This is a genomic window from uncultured Arenimonas sp. (genome assembly GCF_963976025.1).
Taxonomy (GTDB): domain Bacteria; phylum Pseudomonadota; class Gammaproteobacteria; order Xanthomonadales; family Xanthomonadaceae; genus Arenimonas.
This window is the reverse complement of sequence record NZ_CAXBJS010000045.1, coordinates 1-18745: the sequence shown is the minus strand read 5'-3', so window position 1 is coordinate 18745 and position 18745 is coordinate 1. Positions and strand designations below refer to the sequence as shown.

The 18745-nt window shown below is 69.2% G+C and carries 20 protein-coding genes; 12 read left to right on the top strand and 8 right to left on the bottom strand.

Going from position 1 to position 18745, the window contains the following annotated elements; all coding sequences use genetic code 11:
• From AACZ35_RS05435 to AACZ35_RS05410, 6 genes are all read left to right on the top strand, one after another.
• Positions 1-253 (top strand): tyrosine-type recombinase/integrase (locus AACZ35_RS05435; RefSeq protein WP_339826902.1); only part of this gene is annotated, 253 nt, incomplete at its 5' end.
• A gap of 51 nt (positions 254-304) precedes the next feature.
• Entirely contained in the window at positions 305-844 is a 540-nt protein-coding gene (gene hslV, locus AACZ35_RS05430) for an ATP-dependent protease subunit HslV (protein ID WP_339826900.1), read from the top strand.
• The gene (gene hslU / locus AACZ35_RS05425; RefSeq protein WP_339826898.1) at positions 844-2181 is read left to right on the top strand and encodes an ATP-dependent protease ATPase subunit HslU; all 1338 of its coding nucleotides are present in this window, start codon (positions 844-846) and stop codon (positions 2179-2181) included. Before hslV ends, hslU begins: the two co-directional genes overlap by 1 nt.
• A gap of 101 nt (positions 2182-2282) precedes the next feature.
• Positions 2283-2867: a sigma-70 family RNA polymerase sigma factor gene (locus AACZ35_RS05420; protein ID WP_339826896.1), complete on the top strand. Its 585-nt coding sequence runs from the start codon at positions 2283-2285 to the stop codon at positions 2865-2867.
• Positions 2864-3454: a hypothetical protein gene (locus tag AACZ35_RS05415; RefSeq protein ID WP_339826894.1), complete on the top strand. Its 591-nt coding sequence runs from the start codon at positions 2864-2866 to the stop codon at positions 3452-3454. Before AACZ35_RS05420 ends, AACZ35_RS05415 begins: the two co-directional genes overlap by 4 nt.
• A 9-nt stretch (positions 3455-3463) precedes the next feature.
• A complete protein-coding gene (locus AACZ35_RS05410; RefSeq protein WP_339826892.1) occupies positions 3464-3817 on the top strand; it encodes a DUF971 domain-containing protein in 354 nt (117 codons plus the stop codon).
• Here the strand turns inward: AACZ35_RS05410 and arsC are convergent.
• Positions 3814-4167 carry an arsenate reductase (glutaredoxin) gene (arsC, locus tag AACZ35_RS05405; RefSeq protein WP_339826890.1) on the bottom strand — a complete coding sequence of 118 codons (354 nt, stop codon included), beginning with the start codon at positions 4165-4167 and terminating at the stop codon, positions 3814-3816. The genes AACZ35_RS05410 and arsC overlap by 4 nt on opposite strands.
• An 84-nt stretch (positions 4168-4251) precedes the next feature.
• Here arsC and ubiE point away from each other — a divergent pair, with 84 nt between their 5' ends.
• Positions 4252-5010, top strand: a complete 759-nt coding sequence (gene ubiE, locus AACZ35_RS05400; protein ID WP_339826888.1) for a bifunctional demethylmenaquinone methyltransferase/2-methoxy-6-polyprenyl-1,4-benzoquinol methylase UbiE — start codon at positions 4252-4254, stop codon at positions 5008-5010.
• Here the strand turns inward: ubiE and AACZ35_RS05395 are convergent.
• Positions 5007-6689: a GspE/PulE family protein gene (locus AACZ35_RS05395; protein WP_339826886.1), complete on the bottom strand. Its 1683-nt coding sequence runs from the start codon at positions 6687-6689 to the stop codon at positions 5007-5009. The genes ubiE and AACZ35_RS05395 overlap by 4 nt on opposite strands.
• A gap of 141 nt (positions 6690-6830) precedes the next feature.
• On the opposite strand from AACZ35_RS05395, the gene AACZ35_RS05390 reads away from it, so the two are divergent.
• Together AACZ35_RS05390 and AACZ35_RS05385 are read left to right on the top strand one after the other, a co-directional pair.
• Positions 6831-8735: a M1 family metallopeptidase gene (locus AACZ35_RS05390; protein ID WP_339826884.1), complete on the top strand. Its 1905-nt coding sequence runs from the start codon at positions 6831-6833 to the stop codon at positions 8733-8735.
• The gene (locus AACZ35_RS05385; RefSeq protein WP_339826882.1) at positions 8732-9679 is read left to right on the top strand and encodes an alpha/beta fold hydrolase; all 948 of its coding nucleotides are present in this window, start codon (positions 8732-8734) and stop codon (positions 9677-9679) included. The genes AACZ35_RS05390 and AACZ35_RS05385 overlap by 4 nt, the downstream gene beginning before the upstream one ends.
• A 51-nt stretch (positions 9680-9730) precedes the next feature.
• On the opposite strand, the gene AACZ35_RS05380 is transcribed toward AACZ35_RS05385, so the two are convergent.
• The gene (locus tag AACZ35_RS05380; RefSeq protein WP_339826880.1) at positions 9731-11479 is read right to left on the bottom strand and encodes a M28 family metallopeptidase; all 1749 of its coding nucleotides are present in this window, start codon (positions 11477-11479) and stop codon (positions 9731-9733) included.
• Positions 11480-11619: 140 nt separating this feature from the next.
• Positions 11620-12345, bottom strand: coding sequence for a hypothetical protein (locus AACZ35_RS05375; protein ID WP_339826878.1), 726 nt, complete (start codon positions 12343-12345; stop codon positions 11620-11622).
• A gap of 124 nt (positions 12346-12469) precedes the next feature.
• Here AACZ35_RS05375 and gpmI point away from each other — a divergent pair, with 124 nt between their 5' ends.
• Genes gpmI through AACZ35_RS05360 form a run of 3 tightly spaced genes read left to right on the top strand, consistent with a single transcriptional unit; the run spans position 12470 to position 16479 of the window.
• Positions 12470-14002 carry a 2,3-bisphosphoglycerate-independent phosphoglycerate mutase gene (gpmI, locus tag AACZ35_RS05370; RefSeq protein WP_339826876.1) on the top strand — a complete coding sequence of 511 codons (1533 nt, stop codon included), beginning with the start codon at positions 12470-12472 and terminating at the stop codon, positions 14000-14002.
• Positions 13999-15150, top strand: a complete 1152-nt coding sequence (locus AACZ35_RS05365) for a peptidoglycan DD-metalloendopeptidase family protein (protein ID WP_339826874.1) — start codon at positions 13999-14001, stop codon at positions 15148-15150. The genes gpmI and AACZ35_RS05365 overlap by 4 nt, the downstream gene beginning before the upstream one ends.
• A gap of 39 nt (positions 15151-15189) precedes the next feature.
• A complete protein-coding gene (locus AACZ35_RS05360; RefSeq protein WP_339826872.1) occupies positions 15190-16479 on the top strand; it encodes a S41 family peptidase in 1290 nt (429 codons plus the stop codon).
• A gap of 4 nt (positions 16480-16483) precedes the next feature.
• Here AACZ35_RS05360 and AACZ35_RS05355 read toward each other — a convergent pair whose 3' ends face one another.
• The 4 genes from AACZ35_RS05355 to AACZ35_RS05340 form a co-directional block, all read right to left on the bottom strand.
• Positions 16484-17158 carry a class I SAM-dependent methyltransferase gene (locus tag AACZ35_RS05355; RefSeq protein WP_339826870.1) on the bottom strand — a complete coding sequence of 225 codons (675 nt, stop codon included), beginning with the start codon at positions 17156-17158 and terminating at the stop codon, positions 16484-16486.
• Positions 17159-17168: 10 nt separating this feature from the next.
• Positions 17169-17633, bottom strand: a complete 465-nt coding sequence (locus AACZ35_RS05350; RefSeq protein WP_339826868.1) for a DUF4262 domain-containing protein — start codon at positions 17631-17633, stop codon at positions 17169-17171.
• A gap of 46 nt (positions 17634-17679) precedes the next feature.
• Positions 17680-18534 carry a DMT family transporter gene (locus AACZ35_RS05345; protein ID WP_339826866.1) on the bottom strand — a complete coding sequence of 285 codons (855 nt, stop codon included), beginning with the start codon at positions 18532-18534 and terminating at the stop codon, positions 17680-17682.
• Positions 18531-18745, bottom strand: a 215-nt coding sequence (locus AACZ35_RS05340) for a hypothetical protein (RefSeq protein ID WP_339826864.1), incomplete at its 5' end; no start/stop codon positions are given. The genes AACZ35_RS05340 and AACZ35_RS05345, both read right to left, overlap by 4 nt.

Here is an 18745-nt window from a genome sequence, read left to right as displayed (position 1 = left end):
GCGTACGGTGCAGGTGCGCCTGCGTGCGCTGGCGATGCAGCAGGGCCTGTTCAAGCGCGTGCACCCGCATCTGCTGCGCCACAGCTTCGCCAGCCACGTGCTTGAATCAAGCGGCGACCTGCGCGGCGTCCAGGAACTGCTGGGCCACGCCGACATCGCCACCACCCAGGTCTATACCCACCTCGACTACCAGCACCTGGCCAAGGTCTACGACGCCGCCCACCCCCGCGCCCGCCGCAAGAAAGACGGTTGAAGGCACCGGGATCCGCCCCCAACTGATTCCTGTCCCCCCTCGGAACCGCCCATGGATCCCACCGTCTTCCACGCCACCACCATCCTCTCGGTCCGCCGCGGCGACCGCGTCGTCGTCGCCGGCGACGGCCAGGTCACCCTGGGCAACACGGTCATGAAGGCCAATGCCCGCAAGGTCCGCAAGCTGGCCGGCGGCAAGGTGGTCGCCGGCTTCGCCGGCGCCGCCGCCGACGCCTTCACGCTGTTCGAAATTTTCGAAGGCAAACTCGACCAGAACGGCGGCCAGCTGGTGCGCGCCGCGGTCGAGATGGCCAAGGAATGGCGCACCGACCGCCGCCTGGGCAAGCTCGAGGCGCTGCTGGCGGTGGCCGACAAGGACACCTCGCTGGTGATTTCCGGCAACGGCGACGTCATCGAACCCGAGGACGGCATCGTGGCCATCGGCTCCGGCGGCCCCTTCGCGCTGGCCGCGGCGCGGGCGCTTTACAACCACACCGAACTCGACGCCCGCGCCATCGCCGAAGCCGCCCTCAATGTCGCCGGCGACATCTGCATCTACACCAACCGCAATATCGTGATCGAGGAACTCTGATGTCCGAGCTGACCCCCCGCGAGATCGTCGGCGAACTCGATCGTTACATCATCGGCCAGGCCGGCGCCAAACGCGCCGTCGCCATCGCCCTGCGCAACCGCTGGCGGCGCATGCAGCTCGAACCGTCCATGCGCGACGAGGTGATGCCCAAGAACATCCTGATGATCGGCCCCACCGGCGTCGGCAAGACCGAAATCGCCCGCCGCCTGGCGGCGCTGGCCAACGCGCCGTTCGTGAAGGTCGAGGCCACGCGCTTCACCGAGGTCGGCTACGTCGGCAAGGACGTCGAGCAGATCATCCGCGACCTGGCCGACATGGCGGTGAAGATGTTCCGCGAACAGGCCAAGCAGCGCGTGCACACCCAGGCCGAGGAGCGCGCCGAAGACCGCATCCTCGACGCCCTGCTGCCCAAGCGCCGCGGCCCGGGCTTCGCCATCGAGGTCAACTCCGAGGGCGAGAACGAAACCCGAAACAAGCTGCGCAGGCAGCTGCGCCAGCGTGAACTCGACGACCGCGAGATCGAACTCGAACTGCAGCCGCCGATGGGCGCCGGCATGGACATCATGACCCCGCCGGGCATGGAGGAAATGGGCCAGCAGCTGCGCCAGATGTTCCAGTCCATGGGCGGCGGCAAGTCGCAGAAGCGCACGCTTGCGGTGAAGGCGGCGCTGCCCATGCTCATCGAGGAAGAAGCCGGCAAGCTGGTCAACGAAGACGAGATCCGCGCCCAGGCCATCACCGCCTGCGAGCAGAACGGCATCGTCTTCATCGATGAAATCGACAAGGTCGCCAAGCGCCAGGACGTGCAGGGCGGCGACGTCAGCCGCGAAGGCGTGCAGCGCGACCTGCTGCCGCTGGTCGAAGGTTCGACCGTCAGCACCAAATACGGCTCGATCAAGACCGACCACATCCTGTTCATCGCCTCGGGCGCCTTCCACGTGGCCAAGCCGTCCGACCTGATCCCGGAGCTGCAGGGCCGCTTCCCGATCCGCGTCGAACTGGGCGCGCTCAGCCGCGACGACTTCAAGCGCATCCTCACCGAACCCAAGAACGCGCTGGTGCGCCAGTACATGGCCCTGCTGGCGACCGAGGGCGTGAACATCGGCTTTGACGAAAGCGCCGTCGACCGCCTGGCAGAGATCGCCTTCCTGATCAACGAACGCCAGGAAAACATCGGCGCCCGCCGCCTGCACACGGTGCTGGAGAAGCTGCTGGAAAAACTCAGCTTCGAAGCCCCCGACAAGGGCGGCCTGTCGCTGATGGTCGACAAGGCCATGGTCGACGAACAGCTCGGCGACGCCGTCCAGGACCCCGACCTGAGCCGCTACATCCTCTGAAACCCGGGTCAGAGTCGAATTTCCGGTGCGAGGCGGGCCCATGACTGTCAGGTTTCCAACGCAGGCGGCGTCTACCGCTTCAAGTGACCCTGGAACCCGACATGCCCGCCGCTTCCGCCGTCTCCAACCTGGCCGCCGACCGGCCGGCGCCGCGCCCCCGGCCGGTGCCTGAGCCCCGGCCGGCCGTGGCCCACGCCGACGCCCCGCGCATCGAGGACGTGCTGCGCGAGCACGGCCCGATGCTGGCGCGCATCGCCGGCAGCTACGAAGCCGAACCCGCGCGCCGCGACGACCTGCTGCAGGAAATCAGCCTGGCCGTGTGGAAGGCCCTGCCGGCCTGGCGCGGCGATGCTTCCCTGCGCACGTTCGCCGCCCGCGTGGCGCACAACCGCGCCCTGGACCACCTGGCGAAGGAAAAACGCGCCCAGGGCGACGAACTGCACGACGAGCACCCGGACCCGGTCGCCAACCCCCTTCGCCACGCCGAGGCGCACCAGCAGCGCAGCGACCTCGTCGCCGCCGTGCGCCGCCTGCCGCTTGGCCAGCGCCAGGTGGTGGTGCTGGCGCTGGAAGGGTTCTCGCAGCGCGAAATCGCCGACAGCCTGGGCCTGGAGGAAAACACGGTGACGCAGCGCCTTTCCCGCGCGCGCCGCCAGTTGAACGAGTGGCTGGGAGCAGGCGCATGACCGCGAACAAAGACTGGGACGCGCTGTCCGCCGCCTGGCAGCAGCAGGAAGCACCGGCCATCGACGTCGAGGCGCTGCGCCGCGAAGCCAGCCGCCGCGGCCGTACCCTGCGCCGTACGGTGTGGCTGGAAACCGGGTTCACGGCCCTGGTCGTGCTGCTCTGCGCGCTGATCGCCCTGGCGCCGGACAGCGACGGCTTCGAGCGCGGCCTGTTCGGCGTCCTGGCGCTGCTGATGACGGCCTACCAGGCCTATATGGTCTGGCTGCGGCGCCGCGAATGGAGCGAAGCCGGCCTGGACGCCACGGCCCTGCTGGACCTGGAGCTGCGCCGCTGCGAAACCATCCTGCATTACTGGCGTTTCGGCATGTGGAGCGTGCTGGTGCTGTGGCTGGGGCTGTTCGCCTTCTGGCTCTGGCTGTTGGCCCAGGACGGCGACCCCGGCCGCGCGGCGGGCCTGGTTGGCGGCCTGTACATCAACGTGCTGGTGATCCCGGTCATGGGCATCTACGGGCTCTGGCGCAGCCGGCAGGCCCGCCAGCGGCGCGCACGCCTGCGCGCCCTGCGCGACCAGGCACGCGCACCCTAGAATGGCGCGATGAACCCGCCGCGCCCCACCGACATCGTCCTGCACAAGGCCTCACACCTGCTGGAGGTCGCCTTCGACGACGGCCGCCGTTTCCGGTTGCCCTGCGAATACCTGCGGGTGGAATCCCCCAGCGCCGAAGTCCAGGGCCATGGCCCCGGCCAGAAGGTGCTGGTGGCCGGCAAAAGCAAGGTCAACATCCGCGCCATCGAACCGATTGGCCACTACGCCGTGCTGCTGCGCTTCGACGACGGCCACGAAAGCGGCCTCTACAGCTGGCGCCTGCTGGCCACCCTGGGCGAAGAACAGGACACCCGCTGGCCCGCCTACCTGGCCGCCCTGGAAGCCGCCGGCCTGTCGCGCTAAAGCAGTTCCAGCAGCCGTTCGGTCGGCCGGCCAATCACGGCCCGGTCCCCGACCTCCAGCACCGGCCGCTCGATGAGCCTGGGATGCGCCGCCAGCAGCGCCGCCCACTCCGCCGCCGTCCGCTTATCGTCGGCCGACAGCCCCAGCGCCTTCGCCTCGTCCTCCTTGAACCGCACCAGCTGCCGCGGGTCGCCCCCCAGCTTGGCCAGCAGCGCCACGACCCCGGCCGGGGAGGGCGGCTGCCCGAGGTAATCGACCACCTCCGCCGTCACGCCCCGTTCCTGGAGCAGTTTCATGGCCTCGCGCGACTTGCTGCACCGCGGGTTATGCCAGATCCGTATCGTCTTCATGGCCCCATGATGCCAAAACCCGGGTCAGAGTCGAGTTTCCAAAACTCGACTCTGACCCGGGTTTTGGCGGTTTATACTGGCTGCATGGACGAGAAGAGCGGCGAGCAGACCACCCACTTCGGTTTTCGCGACGTGCCGGTGGGCGAGAAGAAGAAGCTGGTCGGGCAGGTCTTCAGCTCGGTCGCGCGCCAGTACGACCTGATGAACGACCTGATGTCCCTGGGCATCCACCGGGTCTGGAAGCGCTATTTCGTCGGCACCTCCGGGGTCAAGCGCGGCGACCGCGTGCTCGACCTGGCCGGCGGCACCGGCGACATCGCCGCGCTGCTGCACGAGCGCGTCGGTGACACCGGTAGCGTGGTGCTGGGCGACATCAACGCGGAGATGCTGGGCGTCGGCCGCGACCGCCTCACCGACCGCGGCCTGGTCCGCGGGCTCGAGTACGTGCAGCTCAACGCCGAAGCCCTGCCTTTCCCCGACGCCAGCTTCGACCTGGTCACGATTGCCTTCGGCCTGCGCAACGTGACCGAAAAGGCGAACGCGCTAAAGGAAATGCACCGCGTCCTGAAGGTCGGCGGCCGCGCCCTGGTGCTGGAGTTCTCGCAGGTGAAGCCGGAGTGGTTCCGCCCGGTCTACGACTTCCATTCCTTCCAGGTGCTGCCGCGCCTGGGCAAGCTGTTCGCCAACGACGCACACAGCTACCAGTACCTGGCCGAGTCCATCCGCAAGCACCCGCCGCAGGATGAGCTGAAGGCCATGATGGAAGCCGCCGGCTTCGGCCGCTGCGACTACCGCAACCTCAGCGCCGGCATCTGCGCCATCCACTCGGGCTACAAGATCTAGTCCGCGCGCACCCGCCAGGCTTCGGTCAGTGAAATCAGCCCCTGCCGGGCCAGGTTCACCGCCGCCTGGGTCAGCGGCACCATGCCCTCTTCGATCGCCGTCGCGTGGATCTTGTCGGCTTCCGCACCCGGCACGATCAGCGACTGGATGCGCGGCGTGATCACCATGAATTCGTAGACGGCCCGGCGCTTGAACATGCCCAGGCCTTCGCAGTGCGAACAGCCCCGGCCGGCATGGAACACTTCTTCCGGCCCCACGCCCAGGCTTTCGCGGATATGCGGGTCCACCTCCTCCACGTCCTTGCAGTGCGTGCAGGTCAGGCGGACCAGGCGCTGCGACATCACCGCCAGCAGCGAGGCGCGCAGCAGGTAGGCCTCCACGCCCAGGTCCAGCAGGCGCGTCACCGTCGTGGCGGCGGTATTGGTGTGCAGCGTGGACAGCAGCAGGTGGCCGGTGAGCGCGCTTTCGACGGCGATGGCGGCGGTTTCGTGGTCGCGGATTTCGCCGACCATGATCACGTCCGGGTCGTGGCGCAGGAAGTTGCGCATGGCACTGGCGAAGGTGAACTGCGCCGCGCGGTTGACCTGCATCTGCTGGATTTCATCGATGTAGAACTCGACCGGGTCCTCGATGGTGAGGATGTTGATGCGCTGCTTGCGCAGCTCCAGCAGCATCGCGTACAGCGTCGTCGACTTGCCGCAGCCCGTGGGCCCGGTGGTCAGGAACATGCCGTGGCTGCGCCCCATCACGTCCTCGATGCGGCGGCGGTCGTCCGCGGTCAGGCCCAGCTGGTCCAGGTCCCACAGGCTTTCATTGGTGTCGAGCAGGCGGATCACCACGCTTTCGCCGTACACCGCCGGCAGCACCGAAATGCGCAGGTCCACCTCGCGCCCGTCGTCGAGCGTGAACGTGGTGCGACCATCCTGCGGCTTGCGGTGTTCGGCCAGGTTCATCGAACCCAGGACCTTCACGCGGCTGGTCACGGCCGGATGCAGGCTGCTCATCAGCCGGCGCACGGGCACCATTTCGTCATCGATGCGGTAAAGCACGTCGGTGCCGCCTTCGCCGGGGCGCAGGTGGATGTCGGACGCGCGCCGGGCCACCGCGTCGGCGATCAGGCCGTGCACGATGCGCACCACCGGCTTTTCCCGGGACAGGCGCTGGGCCTCCTGTTCGCTGGTTTCCACGGTGGTGCCGGTGGGGTCCACGCCCAGCTGGCGGGCGATGTCCTGGTCCTCGACCCGGTCGTAGTGGCGGGCGATGGCCTCGCGGATCTCACGCGGCGTCGCCAGCAGGGCGTGCACGCGCTGGCGCGACAGGAAGTCCAGGGTGCTCAGGGCCTCGTTGTTGCCCGGGTCCTCCATGGCCACCGCCACGCTGCCGCCGCGCACCATCAGCGGCACGGCGCGCAGGTTGCGGGCCACTTCCGGGCGGATCAGGCGGGTGGCGGCCTGGTCGGGGGCCAGGTTGGCCAGCCGGACCAGGGGCACGCCCAGGGCGCGGGCCTTGTGGAAATGGGCCTCGCTGGTGTCGTCGCCCAGGGCCAGCCAGTCGTCGGGCTCCAGCCCCCCATCGTCGTGGTTCCAGGGCGACCCGGTGGGTGAGGACTCCAGCCACTGGGCAAGCGCATCGGGCTCGGTGATCAGGGTCGGGCTGCGCGGCGGGGCGGGGGCGGACATAGGCGGGCTCGGTAAGGGCTTGGGACCAGTATGCCGCGCCTCCCGGGGGCCTGGTTTGTCCCAGGTCACGTTTGCCGCCGGGGCCGGGAACCGGGCCCCGGCTGCGATAGAATCGGACGGTCCCGAGTTACGGAAACGCCAATGCGCCGCCTCAGCCTTATGCTCGCCCTGCTGCTGTCCCCGTCAGCCTTTGCCCAGGCCCCCGCCCAGGCCACGGCCGAAGACGACCGCCGTAGCGATGAACACTCCTACGCCCAGCCCGACAAGGTTCGCATTGCCGACCTGGGCCTGGACCTGGCCGTGGACTTCACCGACCGCCAGCTCGAAGGCCACGCCACGCTGGGCCTGGAGTGGGTGGACGAAGACGCCCGCGAACTGGTGCTCGACACCCGCGACCTGGCCATTGAGCGCATCGAAGGCCGCAACGGCAGCCGCAAGTGGCGCGAACTCGACTTCGCCCTGGCCGAAGAAGACGAACGTTTCGGCAGCAAGCTCACCATCACCCTGCCGCGCCAGTACGAACAGGTGCGCATCCACTACACCACCTCGCCCGATGCCTCCGGCCTGCAGTGGCTGGCGCCCAGCATGACCTCGGGTGGCAAGACGCCGTTCATGTTCAGCCAGTCGCAGGCCATCCACGCCCGCAGCTGGGTGCCGCTGCAGGACACGCCGTCGGTGCGCTTCACCTACACCGCGCGCATCCGCACCCCGGCCGACGTGATGGCGCTGATGAGCGCCGACAACGACCCGGCCGCCGAGCGCGACGGCGACTACAGCTTCACCATGCCCCAGGCCATCCCCAGCTACCTGATGGCTATTGCCGCCGGCGACCTGGTATTCAAGCCCATTTCCGAACGTGCCGGTGTCTGGGCCGAGCCGCAGGTCATCGACCGCGCGGTGAAGGAATTCGACGACACCGAAAAAATGATCCAGGTCACCGAGTCGCTGTACGGCCCCTACCGCTGGGGCCGCTACGACCTGCTGATCCTGCCGCCGTCGTTCCCGTTCGGTGGCATGGAAAACCCGCGCCTTAGCTTCATCACGCCGACCGTCATCGTCGGCGACAAGTCGCTGGTGTCGCTGATCGCGCACGAGCTGGCGCATTCGTGGTCGGGCAACCTGGTCACCTTCGCCACGCCGAAGGACCAGTGGCTCAACGAAGGCTTCACCAGCTACGTCGAGAACCGCATCGTCGAGGAACTGTTCGGCAAGGCCCGGGCGGACATGGAGTACGTGATCAGCCGTAACGGGCTGCGCGAGGAACTCAAGGAAGTGCCCGAGGAACAGCAGGTGCTGATGCTGCCCGCGCGCGTCGGCTCCGACCCGGAAGAAGCGCTGGGCGCGGTGGCCTACGACAAGGGCGCCTGGTTCCTGCAGTTCCTGGAACAGCGTTTCGGCCGCGAAAGTTTCGACCCCTTCCTGCGCGCCTGGTTCGACCAGCACGCCTTCCAGTCGGCCACCAGCGAACAGTTCCTGGCCTTCCTTGAAAGCGAGCTGATGGCCAAACAGCCCGACGCCGTCACCCGCGAGGAAGTGATGGCCTGGATGACCGCGCCGGGCATCCCGGAGTTCGCGCCCAGCATCGAATCCCCGCGTTTTGCCGCCGTCGACGCCGCGCGCGCCGACTGGCTGGAAAGCCGCGAAGCCGCCCGCGACCTGCCCACCGCCGAGTGGACCACGCAGGAATGGGTGTACTTCCTGGAAGGCATGCCCGAGTCGCTGGAGCCGGCGCAGATGGTCGAACTCGACCAGGCTTTCCGCTTCACCGGCACGTCCAACGGCGAACTGGCGCAGCGCTGGTACCCGCTGTCCGAACGCAGCCAGTATTTCGAGGCGCGGCCGGCGATGTCGCTGTTCCTGCGCAAGATCGGCCGCCGCAAGCTGATCATGCCCACCTACGACGCCCTGGTCGCCAGCGAAGAAGGCCTGGCCTTCGCCACGCAGGTTTACGAAATGTCCAAGGCCGGCTACCACCCGATCACCCGCGGGTCGGTGGAGTCGGTGCTGGCCAAGGCGCGCGCGGCCGCGGACGCAGGAACCCAATGACGGCCGAGCGTCCGGCGAGGTCGCGCAACAAGCTGCTGCTGGCCGGCGCCCTGGGCGTCACCATCGGTGCGCTCGGGCTGGCCGCCAGCGCGCCCGAACGCATACTGCAGGCCGAGTTCGCGCGCCAGCGCTGGCTGGCCGGCGCCGATCCGCTGGATTTCGAGGTCGCCGGCCATCGCTGGGCCAGCGTCGCCGCCGGCCCGCGTGACGCACCGCTGCTGGTGCTGGTGCACGGTTTCACCGGCAGCAAGGAAAACTGGCTGCCGCTGATGCGCGAACTCTCGCGCTCGCACCGCGTCATCGCCGTGGACCTGCCTGGCTGGGGCGAAAGCGACCGCCTGGCCGGTGCCGACTACGGCCCGGTGGCCCAGGCCGCGCGCCTGGCGGCCTTCATCAAGGCGCTGCCGCAGGCACCGGAGCTGGTGGTCGGGCATTCGATGGGCGGGCAGATCGTCGGCCTGCTGGCCGCGCGTCATCCGGAAACCGCACCGCGCATCGTGCTGATGTCCTCGGCCGGCGTGCGCTACGAAGAAAACGCCTTCGCCAACGCGGTGCTGGCGGGCGACAACCCGTTCCAGGTGACCAATCGCGCCGAGCTCAAGCGCTACCTGGGCATCGTCTTCGCCGACCCGCCGTTCGTGCCCTGGCCGGCCAGCGAAGCGCTGGTGCGCCGCCGCCGCGCGGATGCCGATTTCGAACAGCGCGTGCTCGACGGCATCGGCCGCGGTCCGGATGCGTTCGCGCTGGAAGCCGAGCTGGGCAACATCAGCGCGCCGACCCTGCTGCTGTGGTGCCGCGAAGACAAGGTGATCGACATCAGCGCCGCGGAAGTTTTCGCCCGCGGCCTGCCCGACAGCCGCTCGGTCATCCTCAGCGGCTGCGGCCACATGCCGATGATGGCCCAGCCCCGCAACGTCGCCGAAGCCCTCCGCGATTTCATGTAGCACAAAAAAAGGCCGCCCGAAGGCGGCCTTTTTCGTCAGGCACCGGCCAACTTATTCGCCAGCGCGCGACTCATCGCGGGCAGCCTTGAACGCATTGCCTTCCACGTAGTTCGGCCATGCCTCGTTGCCGGCCAGTTCGCGGCCAACGCCGTAGAGCGCATGCAGGTCCTGCACGACGCCGCGCAGGTCCCAGTTCGGATCGAACTCGTCGGCGGCCTTGTGGTAGGCCACGGTCTGGTAGTTGGCCTGGATCTCGCGGCCGTACTCCTTGCCCTTTTCAACGTGGTCGATGCCGCCCTTGGCGTACAGCGCCGGCACGCCGTACTTGGCGAAGCTGAAGTGGTCGGAGCGGAAGAAGAAGCCCTTCTCGACGCCGTCCTCTTCCACCAGCACGCGGCCCTGTGCCTCGGCGATCGGGCGCAGCACCTCGTCGAGCTCGCTGTTGCCCAGGCCAATGACCACGAAGTCCTTGGTCGGACCGACCACGGACATCGCGTCCAGGTTCACCACCGCCACCGTGTCCTTGAGCGGGATCACCGGGTTGGCGGCGTAATACTTCGAACCCAGCAGGCCCGACTCTTCCAGGGTAACCAGCAGGAACACCACCGAACGCGCCGGCTTCGGGTCCTGCACGGTGAAGGCCTCGGCGATCTCCAGCACGCCGGCCACGCCGGTGGCGTTGTCGATGGCGCCGTTGTAGACGTGGTCCTCGCCTTCGGAACCAGCCGAAACGGCCGTGCCGTCGCCGCCGTGGGTGGCGCTGTGGTCGCCCAGGTGGTCCCAGTGCGCGGTGTAGACGATGGCTTCGTCCGGGCGCTCGGTGCCCGGCAGTTTGGCCAGGATGTTGCGCGAGCTGCCCTCGGTGATGCTCGAGTTCAGCGTGGCGCTGAAGCTCGCGTCACCCAGGTCCACGGCCTTGAAGCCCGGCTGGTTGGCGGCGGTGCGCTGCTGCGCCAGGTCCAGGCCGGCGTCGGCGAACAGCTTCTCGGCCACCTCGCCGGTGATCCAGCCCTGCATCGGCAGGCGCGGCTCGGGATCGGCCGACACCGGAAGGTCGAACTGCGCGCCCGACCAACTGTTCTTGACCACGTCCCAGCCATAACCCGCGCCGGCATCGTCGTGGATGATCAGCGCGGCGGCAGCGCCCTGGCGGGCGGCCTCTTCGTACTTGTAGGTCCAGCGGCCGTAGTAGGTCATCTTCTTGCCGCTGAAGAGCTCGCTGCTGTCGACGTGGAAACCCGGGTCGTTGACCAGCATGACCACGGTCTTGCCCTTCACGTCCAGGCCTTCGTAATCGTTCCAGCCGGCTTCGGGTGCGTTCACGCCGTAACCGACGAAGACCATTTCACTGGCGTCCACTTTTACTTCGGGCTGGGCGGTGCGGGTGCCCAGGGCCATCTGGGTGCCAAAGGCCAGCGGACGGTCGTCGCCGCCGAGCGTGATCTTCGCGGAGGAGGTGGACTCGTCGGCGGTGGTCACCACCATCGGCACGTCCTGGAACCAGCTGTCGCCGTTGCCCGGCTGCAGACCCAGGCGTTCGAACTGCGCGACCAGGTAGTCGGCGGTCATCTGCTCGCCCGGGGTGCCCGGGGCGCGGCCGCCGAACGCGTCGGAGGAAAGCACCTTCACGTGTGCCGCGAAGTCTTCGGCGGAAATCTCGGGGCCGAAACCATGGTCGGCCGACGGCGCGCTGGCCGCGGCCGGGGCGGTGGCGGTGCCGGCCTCGTCCGCCGGTTCCGACGACGGACTGCAGGCCGACAGGGCCAGCGCCGCGGCGGCAAAAAGCAGGGTGTGTTTCATGCGTGGGGTCTCCAGCTGAACGGAAACCCCGATTCTAGCGCCATCCCAGGGATCGTGTAGGAGCGCCTTCAGGCGCGAATCTCTGCTTTGCCGAAGGCAAAAGGCTTCGCGGCTGAAGCCGCTCCTACAGGGGGTGGAGGTCAGTCTTTGCGCGGTGCGTCCGGGCTGTCGATCATTTTCGGCGAAACGCCGCTCTGCTTGCCGACCTTCGCGTCCGGGTGCACGTAAAGCTCCACCTCATGTTCGAAGACCAGTTCGCCACCGACCACCGACCCGGCGCCGATCACGATGCGCGGCAGGCGGTTGCGCTTGCTCGACCACCAGCCGCTGCTGGGCTTGAGAACCGCCAGGCCTCCGCGCACGGTGGCGCCCTCGAGCGTGATGTCGCCGTTGGTGGTGACCACCTTGCCGCCGACTTCGGCGCCTTCCAGGTGGATGCTGCCGTTGACGTTCTCGACGTCGCCGCCGATGACCACGCCGGCTTGGGTGCGCACGCCGCCATTGACGGTTTCCACGTCCTCTTCGACGCGGGCGTTGCGGCCCATCTTCACCGCGCCGTTCACCGCCTCGAGGTTGCGGGCGCTGGCGCCGTCGTCGAGGCGGATGCCGCCGTTCACGGTTTCGGCGTCGCCGACGCTGGCATTGGCTTCGATGCTGATGCCGCCGTTGACGGTCTCGGCCTTGCGCACGCTGGCGCCTTCACGGACCGTGATGCCGCCGTTGACGCTGGAAAGCGAGCCGTACTCGCGGCCGGCCTCGGCGGTGATGCCGCCGAACACCTTGTCGATGTTCTCCTCGGCGAACGCCGGCGCGGCGGCCAGGGCCAGCGAAAGGGGGATCAGGGCGGCGAGGGGACGAATACGCATGGCGGGGCTCCTTGGAAAGTACCGGGTCTGATGCAGCTTCCGGGGCGGGGGTTTAAAGCCCCGACAGCCCCACTATCCCCGCCGGGGCTACAATTCGCCCGTGCCACACGTCCCGGAGTCCGCCTTGTCCACCGCCAACCGCCCCAAGCCCCTGCTTTTGCTCATCCTCGACGGCTGGGGCCACCGCGAGGACCCCGCCGACAACGCCCTGGCCCAGGCCCGGCTGCCCAACTGGCGCCGCCTGCTGGCCGACTGCCCGCACACCCTGGTGCACACCGAAGGCCGCCACGTCGGCCTGCCGGACGGCCAGATGGGCAACTCCGAAGTGGGCCACATGAACATCGGCGCCGGCCGCATCGTCTACCAGGACCTCACGCGCGTGGACGCTGCTATCGAGGACGGTAGCTTCTTCGAAAACACCGAACTGGTTGCCGCCTGCCGCGCCGCCAGGGCCGCCGGCGGCACCCTGCACCTGTTCGGCCTGCTGTCGCCGGGCGGCGTGCACAGCCACGAAGACCACCTGTTTGCGATGATCGAACTGGCCCGCCGCGAAGGCGTGGCCGACATCGCCGTGCACGCCTTCCTGGACGGCCGCGACATGCCGCCGCGGTCGGCCGAACCCAGCCTGCAGCGCCTGCACGCCCTGTGCGACGAGGGCGACGTGCGCGTGGCCACGGTCATCGGGCGCTATTACGCCATGGACCGCGACAAGCGCTGGGACCGGCTGGAACGCGCCTGGAAGGCCATCGTCGAAGCCGACGCCGACGACACCGCCTCCGACGCCGTCACCGCGCTGCAGGCCGCCTACGGCCGCGACGAAAACGACGAGTTCGTGCTGCCCACCGTCGTCCGCGGCCACCACCCGATGCGCGACGGCGACGCCGTGGTGTTCATGAACTTCCGCGCCGACCGCGCCCGCCAGCTCACGTCCGCCTTCGTCGATCCCGCCTTCGACGGCTTCGCGCGCCGCGTGCCGAAGCTGGGCCGCTTCGTCTGCCTCACCGAATACGACGCGAAACTCCCGGCTCCCGTCGCCTTCGGCCCCGAGGACCTGAAGAACACGCTGGGCGAAGTGCTGGCCGGCAACGGCCTGAGCCAGCTGCGCATCGCCGAAACCGAAAAGTACGCCCACGTCACCTTCTTCATGAGCGGCGGCAAGGAAGCCGTGGTGGAAGGCGAAGAGCGTGCGCTGATCCCCTCGCCAAAGGTCGCCACCTACGACCTGCAGCCGGAAATGAGCCTGCCCCAGCTCACTGCGCGCCTGACCGACGACATCCGCGCGCGCAAACACGATGTGATCATCTGCAACATCGCCAACCCCGACATGGTCGGCCACAGCGGCATCCTGGCCGCCGCCATCAAGGCCGCCGAAGCCGTTGACCACGCCCTGGGCGCGATCCGCACCGCGCTGGCTGAAGTCGGCGGCGAGATGATCGTCACCGCCGACCACGGCAACCTGGAAATGATGCGTGACCCGGACACCGGCCAGCCGCACACCTCGCACACCGTCGGCCCGGTGCCGTTCGTGTACTGCGGCCGCAAGGCGCGCCTGCGCGACGGCGGCGCCCTGCGCGACATCGCGCCGACCATGCTTTCCCTGCTGGGCCTGGCCAAACCGGCCGAGATGAGCGGCCAGCCGCTGGTGGAGCTGGTTTGATCCGTCGCCTGGTGCTGGCCGCCTGCCTGGCCGCGGCGGCCGTGCCCGCCGCCGCCCAGACGGCCGAGCGCGAAAAGAAGGAAGCCGCCGCCGAACAGCAGCTGCAGAAGCTGCGCCAGCAGATCAAGGCGATCACCGCCGAGCAGCGCAATCTCGAAGGCGAACGCAGCGAAGCCAGCAAGTCCCTGCGTGAGGCCGACGCCCAGGTCGGCGACGCCGTGCGCGCCCTGCGCCGCACCGAAGCCGGCATCGCCACCACCGAAATCGAACTGCGCGACCTGCAGCTTGAACAGGCCCGGCTTGAAGCCGGCCTGTCCGAACAGCGTGAAGCCCTGGCCGCCCTGGTGCGTTCGGCCTACGCTCTGGGCCGCCACGAACAGCTCAAGCTGCTGCTGGCGCAGGACCGCATGGCCGACCTGGCCCGCGTGCTGGCCTACCACCGCTATTTCCAGGCCGACCGCCAGGAGCGCATCGCCGGCCTGCTGGACGAACTGCAGGCCCTGGCCACCGTCGCCCAGCGCATCCAGGACCAGCGCGACGTGCTGGCCGCGGCGCTGAGCCAGCAGGAAGACCTGACGGCCCTGGAAGCCCAGCGCGCCGACCGCGCCAAGGTGCTGGCCAGCCTCGAATCGGGCTTCAAGGACCGGGCCGCGCGCCTGGCCGCCCTGGGCCGCGACGAAAAGACCGTGCTCAAGCTGCTTGAACAGCTACGCGACGCCGTCGCCGACATCCCCCGCCAGGTGGACGACACCCGGCCCTTCGCCGGCCGCCGCGGCCAGTTGGGCCGGCCACTGGCCGGCACGGTGCTGGCGGCCTTCGGCGGCAAGTTGCCCGACGGTCGCGGCAGCGACGGCTGGCTGGTCGCCGGCACCGCCGGCGCCGAAGTCCGGGCCGTGGCGCCGGGCCGGGTGGCCTTTTCCGACTGGCTGAAGGGTTATGGCCTGCTGGTCATCGTCGACCACGGCGACGGCTGGATGAGCCTGTACGCCTTCAACGACGCCCTGCTCAAGGACGTCGGCGACTGGGTCCGCGCCGGCGACCCCCTGGCCACCGTCGGCAGCTCCGGCGGCCAGGGCCGCCCGGCCCTGTATTTCGAACTGCGCCGCAACGGCCAGCCCCAGGACCCCAAGCCCTGGTTCAAGCCCTGAATCCGCCCCTACGCGCTCTCCCGGGCGCATAATCCCGCTATGCGCCACCTATTTGCCCTGAGTTTCGCCCTGCTGCCCGCCCTGGCCCTCGCCCAGGCGCCGGCGCCTGTGCCCGTGCCCGCCCCGGTGGACGCCACCGACCCGGTAATGGCCGAAACCCTGCCTTCCGAAGTACCGCTGGCCGAAATCCGCCGCTACGTTTCCGTCTACAACGCGGTCAAGGACGCCTACGTCGAACCCGTGGACGACCAGCAGCTGATGAAGTCCGCCCTGCGCGGCCTGCTGTCCGACCTCGATCCGCACAGCGCCTACCTCGACAAGGACGAAGCCGAAGCCCTGCTCGACGACACCCGCGGCGAATACGTCGGCATCGGCGTGGAAACCGAGCGCCGCCCCGACGAAACGCTGCTGGTGGTTTCGCCCATCGACGGCACGCCCGCGCACCGCGCCGGCCTGCGCGCCGGCGATGTCATCGTCGCCATCAACGGCGAACCGCTCAGCGGCAATGCCAGCCCGCACCACGACCTGCGCGGCGACGCCGGCGAACCGGTCACCATCACCATCACCCGCACCGGCGAGATCGAGCCGCGCGAGATGACCATCGTGCGCGAAGCCATCCGCGTCACCTCGGTCACCAGCCGCCTGCTTGAACCTGGCTACGCTTACCTGCGCATCAGCACCTTCCAGACCGACACCGGCCCGCAGATGCGCCGGCAGCTGCGCAAGCTGGCCGAAGAAGCGCAGGATCCGATGCGCGGCCTGGTGCTGGACCTGCGTTCGAACCCCGGCGGCCTGCTCAGCGCCGCGGTCGAAGCCGCCGACACGCTGCTCGACGACGGCCTTATCGTGCGCACGCAGGGCCGCCTGCAGTATTCCAACGCCAGCTTCCACGCCAAGCCGGGCGACCTGCTCGAGGGCGCGCCCGTCATCGTGCTGGTGGACACCGGCACCGCCAGCGCCGCCGAAGTGCTGGCCGGCGCGCTGCGCGACCACGGCCGCGCCAGCGTCATGGGCTCGCGCACCTACGGCAAGGGTTCGGTGCAGACGGTGGTGCCGCTGGACAACGGCGACTCGATCAAGCTCACCACCGCGCGCTATTACACGCCCAGCGGCAGCTCCATCCAGGCCCGCGGCATCCGCCCCGACATCGTGCTGCGCGGCGAAGCCGCCCGCGGCCTGCGCGAACAGGACCTGGCCGGCCACCTCGCCGGCGAAGGCGAAGCCAAGGCCAAGGCCGGCGAACTGATCGAAGGCGACAGCGCCATCAGCCGTGCGCTCGAGGCCCTGAAGGCGGGCACCGCCACCGCCCGCGCGCGCCGCCGCTTCTAGGCGCTCAGGTCGCGCGCGGCGCGGCCACGACAAGCAGCGAAAGCGGCCGGCCCGTGTTCGGGTCCGGCGGCTCGCGCAGGCTTTCCACCACCAGCCCGGCCGCGCCCAGGTCCGAGACCCAACGCGGCAGCGTGCGGAAGAACCACGGCATGGCTTCCTTGAAGCGACCTGCGCCGAACGCGGCAAAGGTTTCACTGCGCCAGCCGTCCGCGTAATCGCCGTCGCCGCAGGCCACCCACGGATGCACGGTGTGCACCACCAGCCGGCCCGTGGGTGAAAGCCGCCGGCGCAGTCCCGCCAGCAGCGGCACGATGTCTTCGCCAAGCAGGGCGAAGTTGCAGACGATCACATCGAAGGGCCCGGGCAGGACGTTGCTGCCCGCCAGCGTGGCGTAATCGATCACTTCGAAATTGCCGCCGCCGGCCTCGCGCGCCGCAGCCAGCAGCGGCGGGGACGCATCGACACCCGTGCATGCCACGCCGCGTTCGGAGAACGTTCGGCACAGCCAGCCTTCGCCGCAGCCCACGTCCAGAAGCGTCGCCGGGTTCAGTTCGGCAATTGCCGCCACCACGGCGGCATTGGTGCCCAGGCGCCGGCTTTCGATGCCGTCGCTGCGCACGATGTGTGTCCAGGCATCGGCGTTGGCCAGCCAGCTGCGGGTGATGGCCTCGTCCTTCATGCCCGATGCGTCAGTGTGGCCCGGACACGTTCTCGAGGATCGGCTGCTGCTGGCGCAGCCAGTCGTTGGCCAGCTCGCTCCAGGGCCAGATGCCCTCGACGGTGGGGTACACCAGCTGCAGCATCTTGAAACGCGGGCCGTCGTGCAGCCAGACGTTGAAACCGAACAGCGCCTCGTGGTGCGAAGGATCCACCGGGCGCAGTACGCAGTCAGTGTCCTTGATGTACCCCTGCAGCACCTGGCCGGCCTCGAATCGTTCGCCTTCGCGCACGCGCTTGTTGTAGTGGTGCAGCAGCCGGTGGGCCGACGGCGCCGGCAGCCCGAAAACGCAGACGTCGGGGCTGTCGGACGTTCGGCCGATGCCGACGCTGTAGGCAAACGACGGGTGCGGGCCGTTGCCCTGCACCTGGATCACGTGGCAGCCGTACTTGCGGATGTCTTCAAGGATGCGTGCCTGGGCGGCGGCGAGGTCCATCAACCAATTCCTGCCTGTCTGGGGCGCACAGGTTAGCGGATGCGGCTCAGCGGCGGAAACGCACCACCAGCGCCACGCCGCCGACGATGGCCAGCGCCGCCAGCGCCAGGCGCAGCGTGGCCGGTTCGCCCAGCCAGGCCACGCCGGCCAGCGCCACCAGCAGCGGCACACAAAGCTGCAGCGTGGCGGCGGTGCTGGCGCGCAGCGCGGGCAGGGCGGTGTACCAGATCGCGTAGCCCACGCCCGACGCCAGCGCGCCCGACGCCAGGGCATAACCGACGCCGGCGGCATCGACCCGGCTTGCGTCGGGCATCAGCAGCCAGAACACCGCCGCGAACGGCAGGCAGCGCAGGAAGTTTCCTGCCGTCACCCGGATGGCATCACCGCCGCCCTGGCCGCGCAGCGAATACATGCCCCAGGCGATGCCCGCCACCACCATCAGCACCGACGGCCCCGGCGGTGGCGCCGTTAGCCCCGGCAGCAGCAGGCCGGCCAGCCCGCCGACCGCCAGGACCAGCCCCAGCCACTGCCACACCGCCAGCCGTTCGCCGCGCCAAAGTCCGCGCCCGATCATCGTCACCTGCACCGCGCCAAACAGCAGCAGCGCGCCGGCGCCGGCCTCCAGCCGCACGTAGGCCAGCGAAAAGAACGCGGCGTAAGCGAACAGGGCCAGCGCCGACGCCCAGTTCCCGCGACCGTTCGCGCCCTTCCGAAAGCTGATGGCCAGCAGCCACAGCACCAGCGCGCCCGAAGCCAGCCGCAGCGCCGTGAAGCTGGCCGGGTCCATGCCGCCGTCGCGCAGGGCCAGTCGCGCCAGCAGCGAGTTGCCGGCGAAGGCCAGCAGCGCCAGGGCGACGGCAACAGCCAGGCGTGGGCCGCGCAGGGCGGGGAGGGGGGTCATCGCTTTCGAACGGCCCCCGGGCCCCACAAGGCGGGCGCGACGGCGAAGATCACCAGCGACACCAGGTACACGCTGCCCGAAACCGGGTCACGCGAGGCGACGTACTCGGCGGGCGAACCCGGGCCCAGGAACCAGGCCACCAGCAGCTCTGCCATGGCCAGCAGCGCGAACGCGAACAGCCCGGCCAGCAGACGCGAAACCCGGCCCAGGT

Bases quoted from the DNA above. Each gene is read 5' to 3' on its own strand.
- AACZ35_RS05350 (WP_339826868.1), bottom strand. From the start codon at position 17,633: ATGGACCTCGCCGCCGCCCAGGCACGCATCCTTGAAGACATCCGCAAG.
- hslV (WP_339826900.1), top strand. From the start codon at position 305: ATGGATCCCACCGTCTTCCACGCCACCACCATCCTCTCGGTCCGCCGC.
- AACZ35_RS05375 (WP_339826878.1), bottom strand. From the start codon at position 12,345: ATGCGTATTCGTCCCCTCGCCGCCCTGATCCCCCTTTCGCTGGCCCTG.
- arsC (WP_339826890.1), bottom strand. From the start codon at position 4,167: ATGAAGACGATACGGATCTGGCATAACCCGCGGTGCAGCAAGTCGCGC.
- AACZ35_RS05355 (WP_339826870.1), bottom strand. From the start codon at position 17,158: ATGAAGGACGAGGCCATCACCCGCAGCTGGCTGGCCAACGCCGATGCC.
- AACZ35_RS05380 (WP_339826880.1), bottom strand. From the start codon at position 11,479: ATGAAACACACCCTGCTTTTTGCCGCCGCGGCGCTGGCCCTGTCGGCC.
- AACZ35_RS05390 (WP_339826884.1), top strand. From the start codon at position 6,831: ATGCGCCGCCTCAGCCTTATGCTCGCCCTGCTGCTGTCCCCGTCAGCC.
- AACZ35_RS05415 (WP_339826894.1), top strand. From the start codon at position 2,864: ATGACCGCGAACAAAGACTGGGACGCGCTGTCCGCCGCCTGGCAGCAG.
- AACZ35_RS05410 (WP_339826892.1), top strand. From the start codon at position 3,464: ATGAACCCGCCGCGCCCCACCGACATCGTCCTGCACAAGGCCTCACAC.
- hslU (WP_339826898.1), top strand. From the start codon at position 844: ATGTCCGAGCTGACCCCCCGCGAGATCGTCGGCGAACTCGATCGTTAC.
- AACZ35_RS05385 (WP_339826882.1), top strand. From the start codon at position 8,732: ATGACGGCCGAGCGTCCGGCGAGGTCGCGCAACAAGCTGCTGCTGGCC.
- AACZ35_RS05395 (WP_339826886.1), bottom strand. From the start codon at position 6,689: ATGTCCGCCCCCGCCCCGCCGCGCAGCCCGACCCTGATCACCGAGCCC.
- AACZ35_RS05345 (WP_339826866.1), bottom strand. From the start codon at position 18,534: ATGACCCCCCTCCCCGCCCTGCGCGGCCCACGCCTGGCTGTTGCCGTC.
- AACZ35_RS05420 (WP_339826896.1), top strand. From the start codon at position 2,283: ATGCCCGCCGCTTCCGCCGTCTCCAACCTGGCCGCCGACCGGCCGGCG.
- AACZ35_RS05360 (WP_339826872.1), top strand. From the start codon at position 15,190: ATGCGCCACCTATTTGCCCTGAGTTTCGCCCTGCTGCCCGCCCTGGCC.
- ubiE (WP_339826888.1), top strand. From the start codon at position 4,252: ATGGACGAGAAGAGCGGCGAGCAGACCACCCACTTCGGTTTTCGCGAC.